Origin of the sequence: Leeuwenhoekiella parthenopeia (assembly GCF_020782115.1) — a bacterium.
Classification (GTDB): domain Bacteria; phylum Bacteroidota; class Bacteroidia; order Flavobacteriales; family Flavobacteriaceae; genus Leeuwenhoekiella; species Leeuwenhoekiella parthenopeia.
On the sequence record NZ_JAJGMW010000038.1, the window covers coordinates 1 to 21,441 of the forward strand.

Genomic DNA, 21,441 nt, shown 5'->3' on the forward strand with positions numbered 1-21,441 from the left:
CTCTTTGAGAGCTTCTAAAACCACTTTGGTCTTGAACTTGGGTGTGAATTTTCTTCGTGTCATAAAACAGTAAATTTAAAGTTATTTTGGAACTTAAATTACTGTCCTAATTTTTGGGGGATGCTCAATAATAGAAATCGGAATTGAGGGCAACGTCACAGGACCAACTGAAATACAAAAAGATTTTTTCCGAAAAATAGAATCCAATTATGATGAAATAATTTTTTCAATAAAACCAATGATTGAAAATGAATTTCGAAATTGGAAAGAGGATTTTAAAATAGCGGACTTTAATAAGGAATTTAAAGCTGTCTGCTTATACATTCCTCATTGTGAAAACGAACCAAAAGTTTGGAAAATAGCATTTGAAAGTGAACACGACTTAAACCATACGTTCACGTTAACAATGAACGACTTAAAGGCGACTGAACTATTAATTGATGGATAAAACATCTAAAACAAATACTTTAATACACTATTACGGTATAAAGAGCCTATTCAGGTATTAAAAAATATCTATATCTGTAATATAACATTATGATGTTGCATGAAATTTCATCAAAATAAAATCTAAGCATTAAGTTGAAAATCGAAAAAACACTATTTATAAATCATCAACCAAGCCCAAGGTTAAATCGACTTTCAGTTACCATAAATCTAGGCGTCATAATTTTCATCTCTACACTGATAGGGCTATTTATTACATATTTTGTAGAAGGTAAATTCTACTTAGGCTTTATTTCATTTATTTTAAGCGCTATAGCCGCCATTATTAAAATATACACGACCAAGACAACAATCTCAATCAAATTTGATGAAGACAATAGATTATTGATTATCACTCAAAAAAATGGTTTTGAAAAACTACGTTCTAAAAGAATGGCTATTGATAACACTGATTTGAGCCCACTTTCCAAAGAGTCAGGCGAACTGAAATTCGATTTTATCAGTGCTTATAGCATTATACCGATAAGTTCAGCCCAGAAAGGAGTTTCTAAAACAGATGTTCGGAACATGCATAAGTTGATGAGGGATAAATTCGGTTTAATGGTTCGCAGACTGTAGGTGAATGCGAGGTTTAAAAAATATTTGAGCTTATTTATAGGATACTTTATATTCAATCGTGGTATTAAAATACCAACATTCTTAAACCGTTATATCAACCGAAAATAAATCAAATACCAGCTGCAAAAAATCTTTGAGATAGAGGTTTGCTTGAAATCGATAATATAATAATCCAAACCTACCTTTTAGAAAAAATACACGATGCACCTGAAAGTTAAAAGCGTTATAACCCTCCCTCAATTTGCACAGGACATAAAAGAAATGGGAGTTCATTATTATGAAAATTTTGTTTCATCGAGGAACAGGATATTACGGAACCAAAAAAAAATCACTCAAAGCAGAATCGAAATATCCACAACTACCTATCCCTACCTAAAGCGCTCTAGACGAGCTGAAAAAAGCTTTGGCAAAACATCAGAAGAGGTAAACAGATTATCCTGTCTTTTGCCGGCAGGCGGCAGCAGCCGGTGTAGAAAAATGGACAACTCACATCATCAAGATGGCCGTCATCTATCTCGATAAAATCGGTACCAAAACGTACTGCTAAGCCTATTCCAAAACTTGGTAATGACTAAAGCAGCCAAAAAACCATTAACCCGCATGTAAGACTCTGTCTTTTTTACGCATTTTATCTCCAGATTTGATTCAAATAAAACCCGATTATCCCCAAAAAACCCTGTCAATTCGTGAATTCATAGCGAATTTTTCACCATTCCGGACTTCTTAAAAATGAAATGGCAACCTTTTGAATTCGAAGGTTTTAAAAACCCCTGGTAACATCAAATTCAGGTCGTAATTCATAAATTACGAGTAGTACTGCTTGAATCTCAACAACTAATCTTCCATATTTGCTCTCGTAAAAATTGATAAAGCTTTTGTTAATAAAGCACGAGTAAAAAACTGAATCAAAAAATTTCAATACAGGTTCATCCCGGTTGAAAAGAGACACTAAAGCGGATTAACCGTTTTAAACTTTAATGACTAAATTCTTTTATTTATTTAGTTAGCAAGCAGGCCGACTGTAGGGGGTTGGCCTGTTTTTTTTTTGATCAAGCGCAAAAAAGAAAAAAGCTTCTAAAGTTGATTTTTGACTACACCCGCACCACGATACCTATTCCAAAAAAAATAATGCTCCTTACCTGCTGAAACCAAGAACCTTACTTTAAGTTTTCATTAACAAATTTCGAAAATGAGGAATTCCGTAAGGCAAGGATTTTAAAAAGCAATAGTTTTACGCAAAATCATAATCTATTTTTAATAATGAAAAAACCATTACTCTTTATTCTATTTATCGTACTCGGACTCAATTCTGCGCTGGCACAACGCGGCGGAGACTTACAAATGGGATTAAGCGCCGGTCTTAACCTTTCTAACGTTTCTACTATGGACGGGGAAAACAATACAGATCCCCGTATTTCCTTCAATCTGGCGGCTTCCGGTGAATATTTCTTCTCAGAAAGCTGGGCTATCAGAGCGAAGCTGATCTATGACAATAAAGGTTGGGCTAATGGTTTTATAGAAGATAACAACTTTAATAGCTATACCACAGACTTCCGCTTAAACTACATCACGCTACCGGTTATGGCAAGCTGGCACTTTAGCCAAAGCGGCAACTGGTATTTAAACCTGGGGCCCTATGTAGGCTTTTTGATCAATGCAACAGATTCTGAACTTGGCAGTGACGTGAAAGAGGTATTTAACAGCACCGATTTTGGTGTGGCATTTGGCATAGGCTATGCCTTTGACATCAGCAGAGACACACGCCTCTTTGTAGAATATGATGCACAAACCGGATTCCACGAGATATTTAAAATTAACGATCTTGGCCAGACCATTCGCAACGGACGAAGCAGCGTCAATTTTGGAGTTCTTTTTTATTTGAACTAATTACTTATGAAACGATTATTGGTACTATACAGCTCGATTTTAGCATTGCTCCTAAGCTCCTGCTCAGTAGAACCCTACAGTGGTGATCCCGATCCCATAGATCCGGTTGAGACAAACCTAAAACTGAAACAACGTATTGTTAATTACCTTGATGGCGATGTGGTGACCGAAACTTTTGCCTATGATGATGATAAACTCACCAGTATCAACGGATCAGATACTAGTGTAATAACCTATAACTATGAAGGCGATCTTTTAACTCAGATCATTGATGCGGCTGCGGCAGGAAACCTGCTTACCACTAATCTGGCTTACGACAGTCAGGAACGTCTCATTAATTACCGAATGACCACTGATGACGAAGTTCTGGAATATGAGTTCTCGTATTATACAGATGGAAGTATTACCCGGACTTTTTACTTTGGAGGAAAGGAAAATTCTACCGGAGCATCCGGAGAGAGCATTTTGACATTTCAAAATGAGCAACTTGTAAAAGAAACAAAAGATGACGGTCAGATCATCACTTACGCTTACGATGATCAAAAGAGTTCGTATCTGGGTATTGCCAATATAAAAACCATTAATCTGGTCAGCGTAGATTTTAATGGCTACATAGACAGCTCAGTTAATAACCTGCTTACCGCAACGATTACTGAAAATGGTACTGATTTCGTAGACGAAAAATACGAATACACCTATAACGAGGCAGGATATCCTGTAACAGCTACCTACTATCTGGAAGGTGAGCCTGACTCTGAACTTGAGTTCGTATATGAATCTCTATAATTAATGGCTGAAAGGCTGATCATTTTCATCATACCATCAAAAAACGAACAAAAATCGCTTTCTAACGAAGGCGATTTTTTTTTACGCTGTAACCACATGTTTAAAGCCGAAAGCATAAACGAAAAAAGCTGAACAGAGAACTGTTCAGCTTTTTTTTGTTGTTGAAAATGAATGTTCTTGTTACGAAGAAGCTTCCATTGAGGCTTGTACGCCTGCTGAAAGTCTCTTGTACGTTCCGTTCTCTAAACGCTCACGAATGCTGGAGAACGCGTCAAGCGTTTCTTCCACATCCTGAAGCGTATGCGAAGCCGTTGGAATCAGACGCAATAGAATCAATCCTTTAGGGATTACCGGGTACACCACGATAGAGCAGAAAATACCGTGATTCTCGCGTAGATCTTTTACCAGCGCCATCGCTTCGGGAATACTTCCTTTAAGGTATACAGGAGTTACACAACTCTGGGTAGTACCAATATCAAAACCGCGGTTTTTCAATCCGTTTTGAAGTGCATTTACATTTTCCCAAAGCTTTTCGCGAAGCTCGGGCATCGTGCGCAACATATCCAAACGTTTTAAAGCTCCGATTACCAATTGCATTTGAAGCGACTTGGCAAACATTTGCGAACGCAGGTTGTATTTTAAGTAATCTATAATTTCTTTATCGGCCGCGATAAAAGCTCCGGTACTTGCCATAGACTTGGCAAAAGTTGCGAAGTATACGTCAATTTTATCCTGTATACCCTGCTCCTCACCTGCTCCGGCTCCGGTTTTACCCAAAGTACCAAAACCGTGTGCATCGTCTACAAACAAACGGAAGTTATACTTATCTTTTAAGGCACAAATTTCTTTAAGACGGCCTTGCTCCCCACGCATACCAAAAACACCCTCAGAGATCAATAGAATACCTCCTCCGGTTTGTTCGGCAAGCTTGGTTGCACGCTGTAAGTTTTTCTCGATACTGTCGATATCGTTATGCTTGTAGGTAAAACGTTTACCCATATGCAAACGCACCCCGTCAATGATACAGGCGTGTGCATCTACGTCATAAACAATAATATCATCTTTAGATACCAGAGCGTCTACAGTAGACACCATACCCTGATAACCAAAATTCAATAAATAGGCTGCCTCCTTATTTACAAAAGCGGCAAGTTCTTTTTGAAGTTGCTCGTGTAATGAGGTATGACCACTCATCATACGGGCACCCATCGGGTAAGCAGATCCCCACTCTGCAGCTGCTTCGGCATCTACTTTACGCACCTCAGGATGGTTTGCAAGCCCCAGGTAATCATTAATGCTCCAGGTAATCACATCTTTTCCCTGAAACTTCATGCGGTTTGAAATAGGCCCTTCCAGTTTAGGAAATACAAAATAACCTTCTGCCTGTTCTGCCCATTTTCCTAAGGGACCTTTGTCTTTGTAAATTTTGTCAAATAAATCTTTCATACATCAATTTTCAACCAAAAGCATCTCAGCTCTTGTCATTCATTCTTGTTAACCTATTTTTGGGTTCTTTGTTTATTTTCGGAGGCGCTTACTTCACAAATTCTATCTTTTCTGCGCTGATCTCGTTTTCGGTATCAAAAAATCCTTGTTCGTTCATCCAGTCATCGCTATAGATTTTGCTCATATAGCTTCGGCCATGATCCGGAAAAATAATCACCACTTTTGAATGTTTATCAAATTCCCCGCTTTCAGCAAGCTGCAGGGTTCCCTGTACCGCCGCACCACTGGTGTAGCCTACAAACAAACCTTCAGTCTTGGCGATGCGACGTGCCGTATGAGCACTGTCTTCATCTGATACTTTTTCAAAATAATCAATCACGTCAAAATCGGTCGCAGTAGGAATGAGGTTTTTACCTAAACCTTCTATGCGGTACGGATAGATTTCGTTTTGATCAAATTGCTGGGTTTCGTGGTATTTTTTAAGCACACTTCCGTAAGCGTCAATGCCTAAAATACGAATATTGGGATTTTTCTCTTTTAAATAGCGTGCGGTTCCCGAGATGGTTCCTCCCGTACCGCTACAGGCAACTAAATGCGTAATTTGTCCTTCGGTCTGTTTCCAGATCTCGGGGCCTGAAGAAACATAGTGTGCTTCTGCATTGAGTTGATTAAAATACTGATTGATATAGACGGAACCTTCGTGCTCCTGATGCAGGCGCTTAGCTACCTGATAGTACGATCTTGGATCGTCTGCACTTACATTTGCCGGACAAACATAAACCTTGGCTCCCATCGCACGTAAAGCATCAATTTTATCTTTAGAAGATTTTGAGCTTACTGCCAGTATGCATTTGTAGCCTTTTATGATGCTGACCATTGCAATACTGAAGCCGGTGTTTCCTGAAGTCGTTTCAATTATGGTATCGCCCGGTTTTAAGATTCCTTTTCGCTCTGCGTCTTCAATGATATAGAGAGCAATACGATCTTTTGAGGAATTACCGGGATTAAAGGCCTCTACTTTAGCAAAATAGGTGCCGGGTAAGTCTTTGGTAATTCGGTTAAGTCGTACTAAGGGAGTGTTACCCACCAGCTCAAGGACATCATTGTAAACATTTAGGTGTTCTCTCATAGAAGAATTATCGTTTCGAGTACGCTATTCCTGCGGTTCCTAAAACCATCGTTTAAAACCTTGCAAATTTACGGGAAATTTTTGGATTTACTTGGATTTTCCCGCTAAATCCATTAAAAAGGCATAATCCTTTGCTGTCTCTTTTAAGGCTTCAAAACGTCCTGAAGCCCCGCCATGACCTGCATCCATATTGGTTTCAAAAAAGATTTTAGTCTCTGCCAGATTGTTTTCGCGCAGCCTGGCAACCCACTTCGCAGGCTCCCAATACTGCACCTGACTGTCGTGATAACCCGTAGTGACCAAAATATTGGGATATTCCCTTGGCGTTACCTGATCGTAAGGCGAATAGGATTTCATATACTCATAATATTCCGGATCATTGGGATTGCCCCACTCATCATACTCTGATGTCGTAAGCGGAATGCTGTCATCAAGCATTGTAGTCACCACATCTACAAAAGGTACCGAAGCGATTACGCCTTTATACAAATGCGGCGCCATATTGATAATCGCCCCCATCAGCAAGCCCCCGGCAGACCCACCGTATGCAAAGAGATTTGATGACGAAGTATAACCGGTTTCAATCAGAAATTGCGAACAGGCAATAAAATCAGTAAAAGTATTGCGTTTTTTAAGCAGCTTGCCGTCTTCATACCAGGTTCTGCCCAGGTATTCACTGCCGCGTACGTGAGCAATGGCAAAAACAAAACCGGCATCCAGCAAACTGAGTCGTGAGGAAGAAAACGAAGGGTCTGTCGTAATCCCATAACTGCTGTAGGCGTATTGCAACAGCGGATTGCTTCCGTCAAGACTGATGCCCTTGCGATAGACAATCGATATGGGAATCTTCACCCCATCATCGGCAGTTGCCCAAAGCCTGCGCGACTCGTAATTGGCTTTGTCAAATTTCCCACCTAAAACCTCAGCTTCCTTTAATACTTCTTTCGCTTTGGTCACCATATTAAATGAAATCACCGAAGCAGGAGTGTCTAGAGCATTAAAAGCATATCTAAGGTAAATGGTATCAAAATCGGGGTTGATGCCCGTATACGCGGTATAGGTCTCGCTGTCAAAATCCAGATAATAATCATCCTTGCCATCCCAACGTTTGATATTGATCTGATTTAAACCTTCGCGACGCTCTTCGACCACCAAGAATTCTTCAAAAATCTCGATATCTTCAAGCAAAGTATCTTCGCGATGCGGAATGACCTCTACCCAGTTTTCTTTCGCCGTAGCGGAAACAGGAGTCTTAACCAGCTTAAAGTTGGTTGCACCGTCTGCATTGGTCACCAAATAGAAATAATCTTCAAAATGCGAAATCCCGTATTCGAGTCCGCGGGTACGTTCCTGAACGATTTCGAAATCAAAATCCGGCCCGTTAGCCCGGGTGTAGCGGTATTCGGAAGTCAGCGTACTTGAGGCACCAATAAAGATAAATTCGCGTGACTTACTTTTAAAAATACCTACATCAAAGGTCTCGTCAAGCTCTTCATAAACCAGAATATCATCGGCTACCGAAGTCCCCAGCGTATGTCTGTAAATCTGATTACTGCGCAGGGTTTGCGGGTCTTTCCGCGTGTAAAAGAAAGTCTTATTATCGCCTGCCCAGATCGCGCGACCCGTAGTATTTTCAATCTTTTCGGGATACAGCTCACCGGTTTTCAGATCTTTTACCTGAATCGTGTACTGCCGTCTGCTCACGGTATCTGTGCCAAAAGCGGCCAGTTCATTATTTTCAGAAACCGAATATCCTGCCTGTTTAAAGTAGGAGAATCCCAAAGCCATCTCATTGTTGTCAAACATGATTTCTTCGGGCGCAAGCATCGTATCCTTACGACGGCAATACAGCGGGTAGTTTTTCCCCATTTCAAAACGGGTATAATACCAGTAACCGTTGTATTTAAAAGGTACGCTCTCATCATCCTCCTTGATGCGGGCTTTCATCTCCTCAAACAACTGCTGTTGCAAAGGTTTGGTATGGGCCGTCATCTGCTCGTAATAGGCGTTTTCAGCCTCTAAATAAGCCAGCACATCAGGATGATCGCGCTCGTTCATCCAGTAGTAGTCATCGGTGCGCACGTCGCCGTGCATTTCCAGTTTGTAGGGCTTCTTTAAAGCGATAGGCGGAGTAAGTGTCGTATTCAAAATAGGGTTTTGATCAAATCATTTAAGGCTGCAAAAATACGGGTTATCTTATTAAACTTGACTAAAATCGAAGGCAGATCCCTGCTCAAAATTGTACTTTTGTGCTTCAATTCTAAAATCACGATTATGTTTGGAGATATGATGGGTATGATGGGCAAAATCAAAGAAGCCCAGCAAAAGGCCGAAGACACCAAAAAACGTCTGAAAACGGTTTATATTGATGAAAAAAGCAGCGACGGCTTGCTTGAAGTAAGCGTTAGCGTTGCCGGTGCAGTGAAAAAAATAAACATCAAGGATGAACTGCTGGAAGACAAAGAACAACTGGAAGATTATCTGATCCTTACGCTTAACAAAGCCCTAAGCCGCGCAAAGGCAAGCTATGAGCAGGAACTGGCTGCGGTAGCCAAGGCTGGTATGCCGGACATCCCGGGTCTTGATATGTTTAAATAGAATTTTGTGTTACAGACACTTGTACATTACAGCTTACATTTTTTAATGCCCGGGTTAATCGCCTGTGTATTTTTTCGCAAAAACTGGAAAAAAGCCTGGATCATTATGGTTCTGACCATGCTTGTTGACCTCGATCATTTGCTGGCCGATCCCATTTTTGACCCCAACCGCTGCAGCATTGGCTTTCATCCGCTACATTCCTACTGGGCAATTGGAGCCTATTGCGCCATGTTTTTTATCCCTCAGGCACGGATCGTTGCGGTAGGACTCCTCTTTCATATGCTTACCGATTATATCGATTGCCTTTGGTGATTTTAAAACATGCTCCTATGCTCAAAAGCCAACATCACATCGCCATTATTTGCTCTGATTATGAAGCATCTAAAGCTTTTTATACCGAAGTTCTCGGACTTAGCATTCTTGCGGAAACTTTTCGCGAAGCGCGAAACTCCTACAAATTAGACCTCGCGCTTAACGGAACGTATCTAATCGAATTGTTTTCGCTTCCCAATCCGCCTGCACGCCCGTCTCGACCTGAAGCCTGCGGACTGAGGCATCTGGCTTTTGCCGTGAGTGATTTGGAAGCCATGATTGCGCATTTAAATGAAAAAGGCGTCACTACCGAAGCCATACGCACAGACGATCTTACCGGCAAACGCTTTACCTTTTTTGCAGACCCGGACGGTCTTCCACTTGAACTTTACGAAATCTAAACTACCGAAGATACTTCTGCCTTAAAAAGGCTGCTCAGGTGTTCATACGATTTTAATCGTGCCTGATGCTCGTAGATGTGAGAGATCGCGATAATCTCATCAACCTGCGTCTGCTCCTTAAACCGCTCCAAACCGGCAGCCACTGTTTGCGGCGAACCTATAAAACTGTAGCGCATCATATGCTCTATTTGTGCCTGTTCGTGAGGCAGCCACTCCCCTTCCATACTATCAACCGGCGGCGCAAGCGGTTTACGCGTATTGCGGATAACACCCAGCATAAAGCGTTTGGCACTGGTCGCAAGGCGTTGGGCTTCGGCGTCAGTTTCTGCAACAATCACATTTACACAAGCCATCGTATAGGGTTTTTCAAGCTGTTCGGAAGGCTGAAAATGCTGATGGTACAGGTGCAGGGCTTCGTGCAACTGTGCGGGTGCAAAATGACTGGCAAAGGCATAAGGCAAACCTTTTTTACCCGCCAATTGCGCACTAAAGGTGCTTGAGCCCAACAGATACAACGGGATATCAAGGCCCTCACCGGGAATTGCCCGTACTGCGCCGGTGCTGTTTTCTTCTGAAAGATAGAGCTGCAGCTCCTCTATATTATTTGGAAAATCCTGTACGGTTTCCTGCTGATACCGTCTTAAGGCCATTGCCGTTCGTTGATCTGTACCCGGCGCACGACCCAGTCCCAGATCAATTCGGCCAGGAAAAAGGGTTGCCAGGGTTCCAAACTGTTCTGCCACTATTAAAGGTGCATGATTGGGAAGCATTACCCCACCAGAACCAACGCGAATACGGCTCGTGTGTTCTGCAATATGAGAAATAAGCAGAACCGGCGAAGCGCTGGCCAGACTTTCCATATTATGATGTTCAGATATCCAAAAGCGTTTGTAACCCAAACGCTCGGTATGTTGCGCCAGATCAAGACTGCGATCTATAGCTTCTCTGCGGGTAGCTCCCTCAGTTACAGGAACTAAGTCTAAAACTGAAAATGAAGTATTCTTTAAACTGGAATGTTGCATAGTAAACTAGTCTGTAAAACACGGCTCACCTTACACCTGCAACACAGGGCATTTTTAAAAATTATTTTGCCAAAACTTAGGCAGACACTGGCGACCTGCCTAACTTTACCGCTTAAAATCTTTACTATGAAAGCCTTGATTCTTTTGTTTGCCGTATTTCTTTTCGGAAGCTGCAATCAAACAAAAAAAACAGATTCTGATGCATTTCCGGTGCAGACGGGCTGTTACGGCTTTTCAGAAAACGGAACCAAAATCACCTTTCAGATCACACGGGTTGACCCGTTGGTTCAGGGCACTTTAATTTATGACTGGGCCGAAAAAGACCGCAACTCGGGAGGCTTTAACGGAAGCTTTGAAAATGGCATTATCATAGGCACGTATACCTTTGTTTCTGAAGGTATGCAATCTAGCCGGGAAGTTGCCTTTAAGGTTGAAGATGCTAATCTGATTGAAGGTCATGGCGAACTGCAATCAGCCGGAAAAATGACAACCTTTGTCAATACCGAAACCCTCGTTTTTGACGAGCGCTTTAAACTAAAGCTCGGCGCCTGCAAAAACTAAGATAAATACCCCTCTGGGCATGGCGTCTGACATCACATTTATGCCCGAATTTTGTTACCATTTACTTTTTTTATCCCTTAATCGATATTGTACTTAAGTCGCTTCGGATATCGTATTTTTTAGGTACTTTTAGAAAACTAAATCGTTTAAGAAAGCAGCTATGAAGAAAAAGCGACCATCCCTACGGGATATTGCCGAAGTATTAAATGTGTCTACTACAACAGTTTCTTTCGTCCTAAACGGAAAGGGTGAAGAAAAAAAAATCTCCAAACAACTCATCGAGCGTGTTGAAAATTATCTGAAAGAGATAGATTACAAACCCAACCTGATTGCACGGAGTTTACGCACGGGTAACAGCCACATTATCGTTTTTATGGTTGAAGATGTGAGCAATCATTTCTTTTCTAAGGTAGGGCGCATCATTGAAGACATATCCTACAAACACGATTACCGGGTTTTATTTTGCAGTACCGAAAACGATGCAAAACGTACACGTGAGCATATAGAAGTATTTAAAGAACGGCAGGTAGACGGGTTTATCATTGTACCTCCACCGGGTATTAAGGAAGCGGTCGAAGATCTGCAGCAAAATGGCACTCCTGTGGTGCTTTTTGACCGTAAAATAGAAGGTATTGAGATCGACTCTGTCCTGCTCAATAATTATGAAGGATCCCGCAATGCCACCTTACACCTCATTGAACAGGGGTTTAAAAATATTGCTTTCATCACGATAGATCTCAATCAAAATCAAATGCTAGACCGCTTAGCCGGTTACCGGGCTACCGTAAAAGAGGCAGGTCTTACCGAATACATCCTCACCTTGCCGTATGATCCCGATCGCGCATCAGATTCACGTAAAAAAATTCAGGAATTTATAGCAGCCCATCCACAACTCGACTCTATATTTTTTGCCACAAACTACCTGTCGCAAAGCGGTTTGAAAACCCTGCATCAGATCGATTCGAATCTGGTAAGCAACCTGGGAATCATCAGTTTTGATGATAGTTATTTCTTTGAAATGTACGCCCCTACCATATCGGCCTATGCACAACCTATTGAACTTATGGCTAAAGAGCTTATGCGCCTTATGCTAGACCGTATTCAGAAAAAAAATGAGGCTCTTAATGTTGAGGAAGTTAACCTGGATGGTGAACTCATAATCAGAGAATCTTCGCTTAAAAAATATACCCGCCTTTAAGGACGGGTATATTTTTATATAAATGCTCTTATACAACCTAATTACGGCCAAAAAGCATTCTTTTCTTTTCCTCATAAATTGCGTTCAAATTGCGGGTAAATTGATCGAGTTCATTTGAAACCGTCTGTATATACTCGCTGTATCCCTGCAATTTTGCTTCGGTAAGCGTGTTGCGCTCCATCCCGATCACATTAGAAAGCCCCAGCAAATTGGTAACCGGGCTTCGCAGAATATGAGAGATGTCAAAACTTATCTGCTCCATCGCCTTTTGATACTCTAATTGCTGCGTTATATTCTGAATTGTACCATACCATACCGGCCCGTTACGATCTTTCTGAGCACTGGCTTTGGCTAAATACCACTGTAAACCGTTTACCGGATGTTCTATTCGAAATTCGAGTACAAAAGGTTTTTGACAAATCGCTGCTTTAGCCAGTGTACGCTTTAGCATCCTCTTATCTGAAGCATAAATCACGTCAAGAAACAACTGCGGATTTTTCGCCAGCGATTCAGCCGAGAGGTTTTCGCCCAATTGATCTACACCTTTGCTTATAAAGTTAAGGTTGAAATGCTGACGGCTCAGTTGAAACTTGAGCAACACTCCCGGAGCGTCGTCTGTGAGATTTTTAAGAACCTGAGCGCTATCGTCAAGCGCATTTTTTTGATTCAGGATTATTTTACGGGTGTTTAAATAATCCATAGCCTTTTCGGCAAGTAACTTCAATGCCTTTACCTTTTCGGGAGCCAAATCGCCGGGGATGGTATCTATTACGCAAAGCGCACCTAAAACATAGCCCTTTTCAGATAAGAGCGGAGCACCGGCATAAAAGCGAATGTTGGGATTTTCAACCACCAGCGGGCTGCATTTAAAACGCTCATCGGTAGTGGCATCATTAATAATCATAACCTCATCGTGATTCCCGAAGGTATGCTGACAAAAAGATCCCATACGGTCTGTCTGTGTCATATCGGTACCATGTTTAGCCTTAAACCAATTGCGGTCTTTGTCTACAAGACTAATGATACCAACGGGTTTCTCACAAATTACTGATGCCAGATACGCAATGTCGTCGAGTTCCTTTTCGGGGGGAGTGTCGAGAACTTTGTAATCAAAAAGTTCTTTCAAACGTAAAGATTCTAACATAAGCAGGGATTTAAGTTGATTTGTATGATCTAAAATAATTTTTTTCAGCAAAAAAACAACACTCTTTAATCCTAAATTTAATCTTTCATTTATACTATTTTACTTACAAATTTCATTTCAGCTTTAAAAAAAGCGATAAATGAATTGCTTTTAAAGTTAAAACTTATGATTTCGAGTATTGACCACTCTGTGTATTGAATAAAAAAACCCGGCCTTAGCCGGGTCTATAGTTTTATGTGTTTGTCTGGTGTATTAAATCACACCAAGTGCTTTACCTACTTTGGTAAAAGCTGCAATGGCTTTTGTGATATGCTCATCTTCGTGAGCTGCAGAAAGCTGCACGCGAATACGCGCTTTTTCTTTAGGCACAACGGGATAAAAGAACGCGATTACATAAATACCTTCATCTAGTAATCTGGCTGCAAACTCCTGCGCCAGTTTAGCATCATACAACATAATCGGAACGATAGGATGTTCTCCCGGGATAATATCAAAACCGGCTTCGGTCATTTCGCTTCTAAAACGTTTCGCATTGTTCTGCACTTTGGCAATTAAGTCACCGGAAGCGCTTATCATATCTAATGCCTTAATAGAAGCACCTGCTATAGCCGGAGCTAATGTATTTGAAAACAGATACGGTCTTGATTTTTGACGCAACATAGCTACAATTTCTTTGCGAGCTGCGGTAAAACCGCCCGAGGCACCGCCAAGGGCTTTCCCATAAGTACCCGTAATGATATCAACACGACCCATTACTTTATTATACTCATGAGTTCCTTTACCGCTCTCACCAATAAATCCTGTGGCATGACAGTCGTCTACCATTACCATAGCGTCATATTTTTCGGCCAGATCACAAATTTTGTCGAGTTGTGCAATCGTACCATCCATAGAGAATACTCCGTCTGTAACGATCAATCGTCTGCGGGCCCCCGAAGCTTTCTTCAGTTCTTCCTCTAAAGCCGCCATATCATTGTTTTTGTAACGATGGCGTTGCGCCTTACAAAGTCTTATACCGTCTATGATGCTGGCATGATTCAATTCATCTGAAATGATCGCATCTTCTGCGGTAAGAATGGGCTCAAAAAGTCCGCCATTGGCGTCAAAGGCAGCTGCATATAAAATGCAGTCTTCCATCCCTAAAAACTCGGCAGTTTTACGCTCCAGTTCTTTGTGAATATCCTGCGTTCCACAAATAAAGCGTACCGATGACATCCCATAGCCATGGCTTTTTATCGTATCTATACTGGCTTCAATAATATCGGGGTGTGAAGAAAGCCCGAGGTAATTATTTGCACAAAAATTGAGCACCTCGCTACCTTGCTGCGTATTTATAGCTGCACTTTGTGGCGTGGTGATAATGCGCTCCTCCTTGTAAAGACCGGCTTCGCGTATTTCTTCTAATTCGTTTTGTATTTCTGATCGTACTGATGTAAACATGAATTCTTTTTTTAAGCGTGCATTAACGCATTAGTTCTCTTTTTTTGTTCCAGACGGTAGAGCATTTCTTCGGTCATGCGCTCTAAATCATATTCCGGCTCCCAGCCCCAGTCCATCCGGGCGGCTGTATCATCTAAAGCGATAGGCCAGCTTTCGGCAATCTGCTGTCTGAAATCGGGCTTGTAAGTCACCTCAAAATCGGGATTGTGTTTTTGTATTTCTTCAGCAATCATTTCGGGCGAAAAGCTAATACCCTGAATATTATAACCCACCCGTCTGATGGAACGTCTGGGAGCTTCCATCATTCTTAAAGTTGCATTGATGGCATCTTCCATATACAACATAGGCAATTGCGTATCAGGCTTCAGATAGCATTCAAAATTCTCATGATTTACGGCTTTGTGAAAAATAGCAACCGCATAATCTGTAGTACCGCCTCCGGGCATCGCCTCGTGACTGATCAATCCCGGATAGCGCAGGCATCGCACATCCATCCCGTAACGGCTGTTGTAATAACTTGCCCAGTTTTCGCCCGCTACTTTACTAATGCCGTAAACGGTAGTTGGATTTAAAGGAAAGTCATTTGAAGTACTGCCGCTGCGCGAATCAGGACCAAATACGGCTATCGAACTCGGGAAAAATATTTTTCTAATGCCGTTAAGCCGTGCAGCTTCAAGGACATTAAAAAGGGTTGAATTATTTAAATCCCAGGTTTTAAGAGGCTCCTGCTCCCCTTTTGCCGATAAAATAGCTGCGAGATGGTAAATTTCGGTCACCTGATGTTCTCTGATAACCGCATCAATCGCTTCAAAATCGGTAGCGTCAAGGGTTTGGGTAGCACAGCCAAAGTTGTCCTGTACCTTTAAATCTGTAGCGATTACCGCTTCGGCGCCGTAATGATAAATAAGCGCCTGAGTGAGGGCGGTCCCCAACTGACCGAATGCCCCTGTAATAAGAATTTTTTGTGCTTTCATAACCTCTATTTTCACTATAAAATTACCAAACACAGCTGTCTTTCAAGTTAAATTACTGCTAATCTCTAATAATTAAGTATTTTTAACTGTGATTAATAGGTTTTAAAGATTTTTATTTTAAAAGCCGAAAACCAGAACCCCTTTACCAGTAAATTTTGCTGCTTATGGAAGTACTTGATGAAACCGATCTAAAAATTTTGCGCATTTTACAGGAAGATGCCAAAAAGACCACCAAAGAAATCGCAGAACAACTGCATCTCACCGCATCCCCGGTGTATGAGCGCATCAGAAGGCTTGAGAAAAAAGGCTACATCAAGAGCTACGTAGCCCTGCTCGATAAAAAAATGCTAAACCGCCCGGTGACCGCGATTTGCATGGTATCGCTACGCTATCATAACGAGGGCTTTATCGACACCTTTGAGCAGCAAATTAAAGAACTTGTGGAAGTGCAGGAATGTTATCATATGGCGGGTAAAGTAGACTTCTTCCTCAAGATTCATCTGGAAAGTCTGGATATGTACCACGAGTTTGTACGTTCAAAATTATCTCGTATCGCCAATATTGGGGTTTTGGAAAGTTATTTTGTACTAAAGGAAATCTACAATACCACGGCGATAGATATTTAATTTTTATTCCTGTATGCCCCGCTTTTTTCCTTTATCGGGGGGTAGAAAATCTTATCTAAAACATCAATCTACCGAAGCATCCCATTTTTATACCTATTTAAAATGCAGCCAGTACTTTAGCCTTAACAAATTCAAAAATTATGGTTCTGCGATCACTGTTTGATAAAAAAGAAAGGCTTCGGCTCTCTCCACGGGAAATTATTATTCACTGCTTGTTTTTTATACTGGGACTGGGTTACCTCTTTTATTTCTTTCCAGAATGGTATGTTAATCGCTATCACATTTTTGCGCCTTTCATCCTTGCAAGTATAGATGTTTTAACTTTTTATCTGTTTTTTGGAGTTCTTTCATTACTTAAAAAAAGAAAGTTACTAGCCGTCCCATTTCTGTTTATAGTTGCTGGTTTATTTCTCTACTATTCCAGTGCGGTTAATGCTGCCCGGATGATGCATACTGTATTTAAAGTTGATGAGGCTCCCTTATTCTTTAACAAAACCTGGATTTTAGCTACACTACCCCGCTTACTTGTGGTACTGGGTGCATCTCTGCTGCATTTTGGACTACTCCGATGGAAAATTATTACGAAGGGATTTCAGAAGTATATCAATCTTGAGTTCACTCTTAATTTCATTGCTGTATTGATATTTTTAGCCTTCCAACTACCTACTAATTTTGATCGTACCTTTTTTGAGGCCTTAACTGTACTCCTTTTCTTTATTGCTCTATTTTATACTGGAGTATTTGGACTATCAGTATTTCTTTTTAAGCAAAAAAAATATGCCAAGTCCATTTTATTCTTAATGCTGTGCTATTTTATTTACAACGCAACTATTTTACTAATGCTTTACCTGCGGGATGAAGTTCCACCTAAAGAATTTAATCTTTATTCTGATTTCCTTATACCGATTTCAAAAGCATTCCTGATATGTATAGCGCTAAGTTTAACTTATGGAGGTATTCGCCATCTAGTTATCAGCCGCTTTAAAAAAACGAAAGAAGCACTTGGCAAATCTACTTCTGAACTATTACTATTAAAATCCCAGGTTAATCCGCACTTTTTGTTTAATACCTTAAATACGCTTTATGCAACCGCGCTTGAAGAAGACGCTACTGTCACGGCCAGCGCTACAGCAAAACTGGCAAATCTGGTGCGCTATATGCAGCAGGATATGCAGCAGGAATTTATTCCATTGGAGCGGGAAGCAGGTTATGTTTCAGATTATGTAAACATTCAAAAACTGCGCATTGCCTCTCCACTGGAGGTCAATACTTCCCTTGATAATTTAGAAGGAGTACAAATCAGTCCGGGATTGTTGATTCCCTTTGTGGAAAATGCTTTTAAATATGGCATTGACCCAGATAAAATCTCTAGTATCGATATAGACCTTAGGGTTGAAAACAAACGCATTCATTTTTGCTGTAAAAATAGCTTCAACCCACAACAAACCACCTACTACCGCGAAAAAGGTTTTGGGATAGGCATACAAAACACCCGCGAGCGCCTGGAGCTTATCTACCCCAACCGGTATGAGCTTAAGATCGAAAAAACCGAAAACCTGTTTAAAGTAAACCTATACATCAACACCTTATGATACGTGCCATAGCCATAGACGATGAGCCCAAAGCCCTAAGCATTATACGGCATCACGCAGCAAAAACGTCCGCATTAGAATTGGTCAAAGCCTTTAATGATCCCATTCAGGCCCTACATTTCCTGAACACCCATGAAATTGACCTGATCTTTTTGGACATTAATATGCCAAAACTATCCGGCTTTGATTTGTTGAGCCAGCTTGACCGCCAGCCACTGGTTGTTATTACTTCGGCCTATGCCGAATATGGAGTGAAGAGCTACACCTTTGAAGTTGTAGATTACCTCTTAAAGCCTTTTGAACTCGAACAATTTGCCCGTGCTATTGATAAAGCCCTTGCCCGCCACACCCTCACCAGTGGGCACAAAAGCATTCTGCTTAGGGATGGGTATGATCAGGTGCTGGTACAAACGGCTGAAATAAACTACATCAAAAGCGACGGCAATTACCTGGATGTATTTATGGAAACCAAAAAACTGAGTCCTCGAATGACTTTTACAGAGCTCTTAAACCTGCTGCCGGAAGCGCATTTTGCACGCGTGCACAACTCCTATGTAGTAAACCTGAACAAAGTACAAAAACTGCAAACCGGAGCGCTCCAGCTGGGCGAACATACCATCCCGGTGAGTAACTCATATAAATCTCTTGTAGAAGCAAAACTTAAATCCTAACCCGTTATGATTTCAATTCTAAAACGTTCAAAACCTTTATTCTTAGGGACCTTTCTAGTGCTCCTTAGTGTCATAACCAGTTGTGATTTTAAGCCCGAAGGCTATCAAATTTATACCGGCAAGGAGCCTGTATTGAATCTAAATATTACAGATTATAAAAATCAGGTATTACATTTAGAAAAAATGCGCATTGGTAAATCTAATTATAGACATTCTTATTCAATTCCTCTGAATAAAATGGATTTGACCCCACCCGAGTATTTGATGTTTTATGAAGGTGAACTGCTTAAAATCTATACCACCAGAGATAACGATGATAATCCTTTTTTAGATTTACCAAAGCCTGATACCCTCGGGGTTTTAAAACTCGTGGATTATAATGGTTTAAACATTGAAGGGAACCTCAGTAACGGATTAGGACCTAAAAACATTGTTCAATCTTCTGACGATAGAAAAATCATAAATTATGTATCCCAATTAGAAGTTTTTGAAGAAAGAATAAGGCTATCTGATACAGATTTTAATTACGAGAATTTGAAGAAAGAATATGAAGATATAAATACATACATTCAAAATTCCATTGACAATTTATATTATGTGCCGCTCTTTATCACCTATTTGGAACTTGCAGCGAGTGCAGATTTAATCAGTCAGGATGTTTTTATAGATAAGTGCTCGTGTAGTTATAATCCTGATGAATTTACCGGAAAACGCTTAGTTAATCTTTATTATGGTAAATTAATAGACCTTCCTTTCTTCTCACCGGGTCATGAACTGAAGTCCTATGAAATAACTGATGATTACGTAGATACTATCTTAAAGAATGATTCCGATAAGATCAAAATTATTATTAACGATTCTAATGATGAGAATGAAAAATTGCAACTGCTACGTATCAAGTCTAATATTGAAGAAAATTATTCCAACGAGGTTTCCCTATTAACAATACCGTATGGGAAAAACATTATACAAGTTGGGAATATTTACCACAACTCTGAATACTACAAGCTTTTACAGGATAATAAACGCGCAAAATTTTACCCCAAAACTAAACCTTTAACCACCATCATTATTGACAAGGACAACACCGTCCTATTGAATACTATGGCAGATGATGATCTGGAACTCAAAGTTGAAAGTATTCTGGAATACTTAGAAAAACAAGACGTTGTTGAAGATTAAAAAATCCAATTTAAAATTAATAATCGGGCTATTTTCGTCATTGTCGTATTTTAGCTTTCAAAAAAATTGAATGAATAATTACGCTCAACGATTTAAAAACCTTTCCGATAAAGAACTTGTACGCATTGTCACGGTAGAAGTTCATAAATACGAGCCGGAAGCGGTTAAAGCTGCTGAAGCCGAGCTTTCCAAACGCGGCATAGGCAAACTCAAAATGGCCGAACTTGTCAAAGAAGTGGCACAGGAAAATACCGCGGTACAGGAAATTCATGATTATGTGAGCAGTTCAACGATGCGCTTTACCAATTTTTGTATCGATTTTGTAGTCTACATTGTTTTGGTACTGGCAGGAAGTCTGGCTCTTGATTCGGTTTTTGTAACCACAGAAAGTGATTTGATTTTAGGCATCGGTTACTTTATGATGTTTGTGATTTTTATGGCTTATTACGGCCTAAGTGAATTCTATTTTCAGAAAACAGCAGGAAAGTATGTTACCAAAACTATTGTGGTGACTAAAGAGGGGGCAAAACCCGATGCTACAACCATCATCATTCGCACGCTTTGCAGGCTTATTCCTTTTGACCGGCTTTCATTTTTGATCACCAAAAATGGCTTGCACGATCGCTTTTCAAACACAACCGTCATTCGGGAGAAGGATTAAAACAACACTAAAAATATCTCGATTCGGATAAAATATTTTCTACCCAAGTAGATTATCGTATTGGATTTTTAGCCTAATTTCGCCGGCCTTAAAAACCCTTGTATGCAAAAGAAGCAACTCATTCAGGAACTCCACAACCGACTAAATGCACGGCTTACCCAATTGAAGGAAACCCGCGACGGATTAATAGAATCCCGTGAAAGCGAGGGTGGTAAGAGCAGTGCAGGGGATAAATATGAAACGGGTGTTGAGATGATTCAACAGGAAATGGAGCGTACTCAGGGGCAAATAGATCAGACCGAACGTCAAAAAGAGGCTTTAAACCGCGTGAGTCTAAGTCCAAATTCAATAATTGGAGAAGGCAGCCTCGTTTTAACCGATAAAGCTTCTTACTTCATAGGTATTCCTTTTGGCGAACTCAAACTGGAAACCGGAAATGTTTACTGCATCTCCAGCGCTTCACCTATCGGCGAATTGCTAACCGGTAAAAAACAAAATGATCAGGTTCAATTTCGCGATCAAAAGATTACGGTAAAAACTATTTATTAGTCTGCAAAAAAACAGACTCTGCAATCTTTAAGAGTGCATTAGGACAAATAGGTTTTTTAATACTTCCCTTTGTAAGCTTCCCCTAAAACCGAACTGTTTAGAAGTATAATAATTCTTAATTTTAAACAGTATGAGACGCAGTAAATTCACACCTACACAGATTGCAAAAATTTTAAAGGAGTTCGACAACGGTAAGA

21 protein-coding genes and 2 pseudogenes are annotated in these 21,441 nt (G+C 40.6%); 16 read left to right on the forward strand and 7 right to left on the reverse strand.

What is annotated here, in order from left to right; translation table 11 throughout:
• The first annotated feature begins 582 nt into the window (after positions 1 to 582).
• The 5 genes and pseudogenes from LLW17_RS18350 (at position 583) to LLW17_RS18360 (ending at position 3,738) form a co-directional block, all read left to right on the forward strand.
• On the forward strand, positions 583 to 1,065 hold the full coding sequence (locus LLW17_RS18350) for a hypothetical protein (protein ID WP_228231750.1): 483 nt from the start codon (positions 583 to 585) through the stop codon (positions 1,063 to 1,065).
• Between the two features lie 201 nt (positions 1,066 to 1,266).
• Positions 1,267 to 1,383: pseudogene (locus tag LLW17_RS19045) on the forward strand (DUF1398 family protein); the annotation flags it as partial.
• Between the two features lie 121 nt (positions 1,384 to 1,504).
• Positions 1,505 to 1,612 (forward strand): annotated as a pseudogene (locus LLW17_RS19050) (DUF1398 family protein); the annotation flags it as partial.
• Between the two features lie 713 nt (positions 1,613 to 2,325).
• A complete protein-coding gene (locus LLW17_RS18355) occupies positions 2,326 to 2,952 on the forward strand; it encodes a porin family protein (protein ID WP_228231751.1) in 627 nt (208 codons plus the stop codon).
• A 6-nt stretch (positions 2,953 to 2,958) separates the two neighbouring features.
• The gene (locus LLW17_RS18360; RefSeq protein WP_228231752.1) at positions 2,959 to 3,738 is read left to right on the forward strand and encodes a hypothetical protein; all 780 of its coding nucleotides are present in this window, start codon (positions 2,959 to 2,961) and stop codon (positions 3,736 to 3,738) included.
• 180 nt (positions 3,739 to 3,918) lie between these two features.
• Here the strand turns inward: LLW17_RS18360 and capB are convergent, their stop codons facing one another.
• The 3 genes from capB to LLW17_RS18375 form a co-directional block, all read right to left on the reverse strand.
• On the reverse strand, positions 3,919 to 5,184 hold the full coding sequence (gene capB / locus LLW17_RS18365) for a cysteate-C-fatty acyltransferase (RefSeq protein ID WP_228231753.1): 1,266 nt from the start codon (positions 5,182 to 5,184) through the stop codon (positions 3,919 to 3,921).
• Positions 5,185 to 5,272: 88 nt separating this feature from the next.
• On the reverse strand, positions 5,273 to 6,313 hold the full coding sequence (gene capA / locus LLW17_RS18370; protein ID WP_228231754.1) for a cysteate synthase: 1,041 nt from the start codon (positions 6,311 to 6,313) through the stop codon (positions 5,273 to 5,275).
• Positions 6,314 to 6,400: 87 nt separating this feature from the next.
• Positions 6,401 to 8,461, reverse strand: a complete 2,061-nt coding sequence (locus LLW17_RS18375; protein WP_228231755.1) for a S9 family peptidase — start codon at positions 8,459 to 8,461, stop codon at positions 6,401 to 6,403.
• 126 nt (positions 8,462 to 8,587) lie between these two features.
• Between LLW17_RS18375 and LLW17_RS18380 the strand changes: the two genes are divergently transcribed.
• Genes LLW17_RS18380 through gloA2 form a run of 3 tightly spaced genes read left to right on the forward strand, consistent with a single transcriptional unit; the run spans position 8,588 to position 9,624 of the window.
• Positions 8,588 to 8,911 carry a YbaB/EbfC family nucleoid-associated protein gene (locus LLW17_RS18380; protein WP_228231769.1) on the forward strand — a complete coding sequence of 108 codons (324 nt, stop codon included), beginning with the start codon at positions 8,588 to 8,590 and terminating at the stop codon, positions 8,909 to 8,911.
• Positions 8,912 to 8,917: 6 nt separating this feature from the next.
• On the forward strand, positions 8,918 to 9,223 hold the full coding sequence (locus LLW17_RS18385) for a DUF6122 family protein (RefSeq protein ID WP_228231756.1): 306 nt from the start codon (positions 8,918 to 8,920) through the stop codon (positions 9,221 to 9,223).
• Positions 9,224 to 9,240: 17 nt separating this feature from the next.
• Positions 9,241 to 9,624, forward strand: coding sequence for an SMU1112c/YaeR family gloxylase I-like metalloprotein (gene gloA2 / locus LLW17_RS18390; protein WP_228231757.1), 384 nt, complete (start codon positions 9,241 to 9,243; stop codon positions 9,622 to 9,624).
• On the opposite strand, the gene LLW17_RS18395 is transcribed toward gloA2, so the two are convergent.
• The gene (locus LLW17_RS18395) at positions 9,621 to 10,646 is read right to left on the reverse strand and encodes an LLM class flavin-dependent oxidoreductase (protein WP_228231758.1); all 1,026 of its coding nucleotides are present in this window, start codon (positions 10,644 to 10,646) and stop codon (positions 9,621 to 9,623) included. The genes gloA2 and LLW17_RS18395 overlap by 4 nt on opposite strands.
• A gap of 126 nt (positions 10,647 to 10,772) precedes the next feature.
• On the opposite strand from LLW17_RS18395, the gene LLW17_RS18400 reads away from it, so the two are divergent.
• Together LLW17_RS18400 and LLW17_RS18405 are read left to right on the forward strand one after the other, a co-directional pair.
• Positions 10,773 to 11,207, forward strand: coding sequence for a hypothetical protein (locus tag LLW17_RS18400; protein WP_228231759.1), 435 nt, complete (start codon positions 10,773 to 10,775; stop codon positions 11,205 to 11,207).
• A gap of 160 nt (positions 11,208 to 11,367) precedes the next feature.
• A complete protein-coding gene (locus LLW17_RS18405) occupies positions 11,368 to 12,405 on the forward strand; it encodes a LacI family DNA-binding transcriptional regulator (RefSeq protein ID WP_228231760.1) in 1,038 nt (345 codons plus the stop codon).
• Between the two features lie 37 nt (positions 12,406 to 12,442).
• Here the strand turns inward: LLW17_RS18405 and LLW17_RS18410 are convergent, their stop codons facing one another.
• The 3 genes from LLW17_RS18410 to LLW17_RS18420 all read right to left on the reverse strand — a co-directional run bounded on the left by LLW17_RS18410 (position 12,443) and on the right by LLW17_RS18420 (position 15,963).
• Entirely contained in the window at positions 12,443 to 13,549 is a 1,107-nt protein-coding gene (locus LLW17_RS18410; protein WP_228231761.1) for a GAF domain-containing protein, read from the reverse strand.
• A gap of 252 nt (positions 13,550 to 13,801) precedes the next feature.
• Positions 13,802 to 14,989, reverse strand: coding sequence for a glycine C-acetyltransferase (kbl, locus tag LLW17_RS18415; RefSeq protein ID WP_228231762.1), 1,188 nt, complete (start codon positions 14,987 to 14,989; stop codon positions 13,802 to 13,804).
• Positions 14,990 to 15,000: 11 nt separating this feature from the next.
• On the reverse strand, positions 15,001 to 15,963 hold the full coding sequence (locus tag LLW17_RS18420; protein WP_228231763.1) for an NAD-dependent epimerase/dehydratase family protein: 963 nt from the start codon (positions 15,961 to 15,963) through the stop codon (positions 15,001 to 15,003).
• 164 nt (positions 15,964 to 16,127) lie between these two features.
• Here LLW17_RS18420 and LLW17_RS18425 point away from each other — a divergent pair, with 164 nt between their 5' ends.
• The 6 genes from LLW17_RS18425 to LLW17_RS18450 all read left to right on the forward strand — a co-directional run bounded on the left by LLW17_RS18425 (position 16,128) and on the right by LLW17_RS18450 (position 21,244).
• Positions 16,128 to 16,589, forward strand: coding sequence for an Lrp/AsnC family transcriptional regulator (locus LLW17_RS18425; RefSeq protein WP_228231764.1), 462 nt, complete (start codon positions 16,128 to 16,130; stop codon positions 16,587 to 16,589).
• Between the two features lie 839 nt (positions 16,590 to 17,428).
• Positions 17,429 to 18,181, forward strand: a complete 753-nt coding sequence (locus LLW17_RS18430) for a sensor histidine kinase (RefSeq protein ID WP_228231770.1) — start codon at positions 17,429 to 17,431, stop codon at positions 18,179 to 18,181.
• Positions 18,178 to 18,852 carry a LytR/AlgR family response regulator transcription factor gene (locus LLW17_RS18435; RefSeq protein ID WP_228231765.1) on the forward strand — a complete coding sequence of 225 codons (675 nt, stop codon included), beginning with the start codon at positions 18,178 to 18,180 and terminating at the stop codon, positions 18,850 to 18,852. The genes LLW17_RS18430 and LLW17_RS18435 overlap by 4 nt, the downstream gene beginning before the upstream one ends.
• 6 nt (positions 18,853 to 18,858) lie before the next feature.
• Entirely contained in the window at positions 18,859 to 20,034 is a 1,176-nt protein-coding gene (locus tag LLW17_RS18440) for a hypothetical protein (protein ID WP_228231766.1), read from the forward strand.
• Between the two features lie 70 nt (positions 20,035 to 20,104).
• Positions 20,105 to 20,695 carry an RDD family protein gene (locus tag LLW17_RS18445; protein ID WP_228231767.1) on the forward strand — a complete coding sequence of 197 codons (591 nt, stop codon included), beginning with the start codon at positions 20,105 to 20,107 and terminating at the stop codon, positions 20,693 to 20,695.
• A 102-nt stretch (positions 20,696 to 20,797) separates the two neighbouring features.
• Positions 20,798 to 21,244, forward strand: a complete 447-nt coding sequence (locus tag LLW17_RS18450) for a DUF4349 domain-containing protein (RefSeq protein WP_228231768.1) — start codon at positions 20,798 to 20,800, stop codon at positions 21,242 to 21,244.
• Positions 21,245 to 21,441 lie beyond the last annotated feature (197 nt).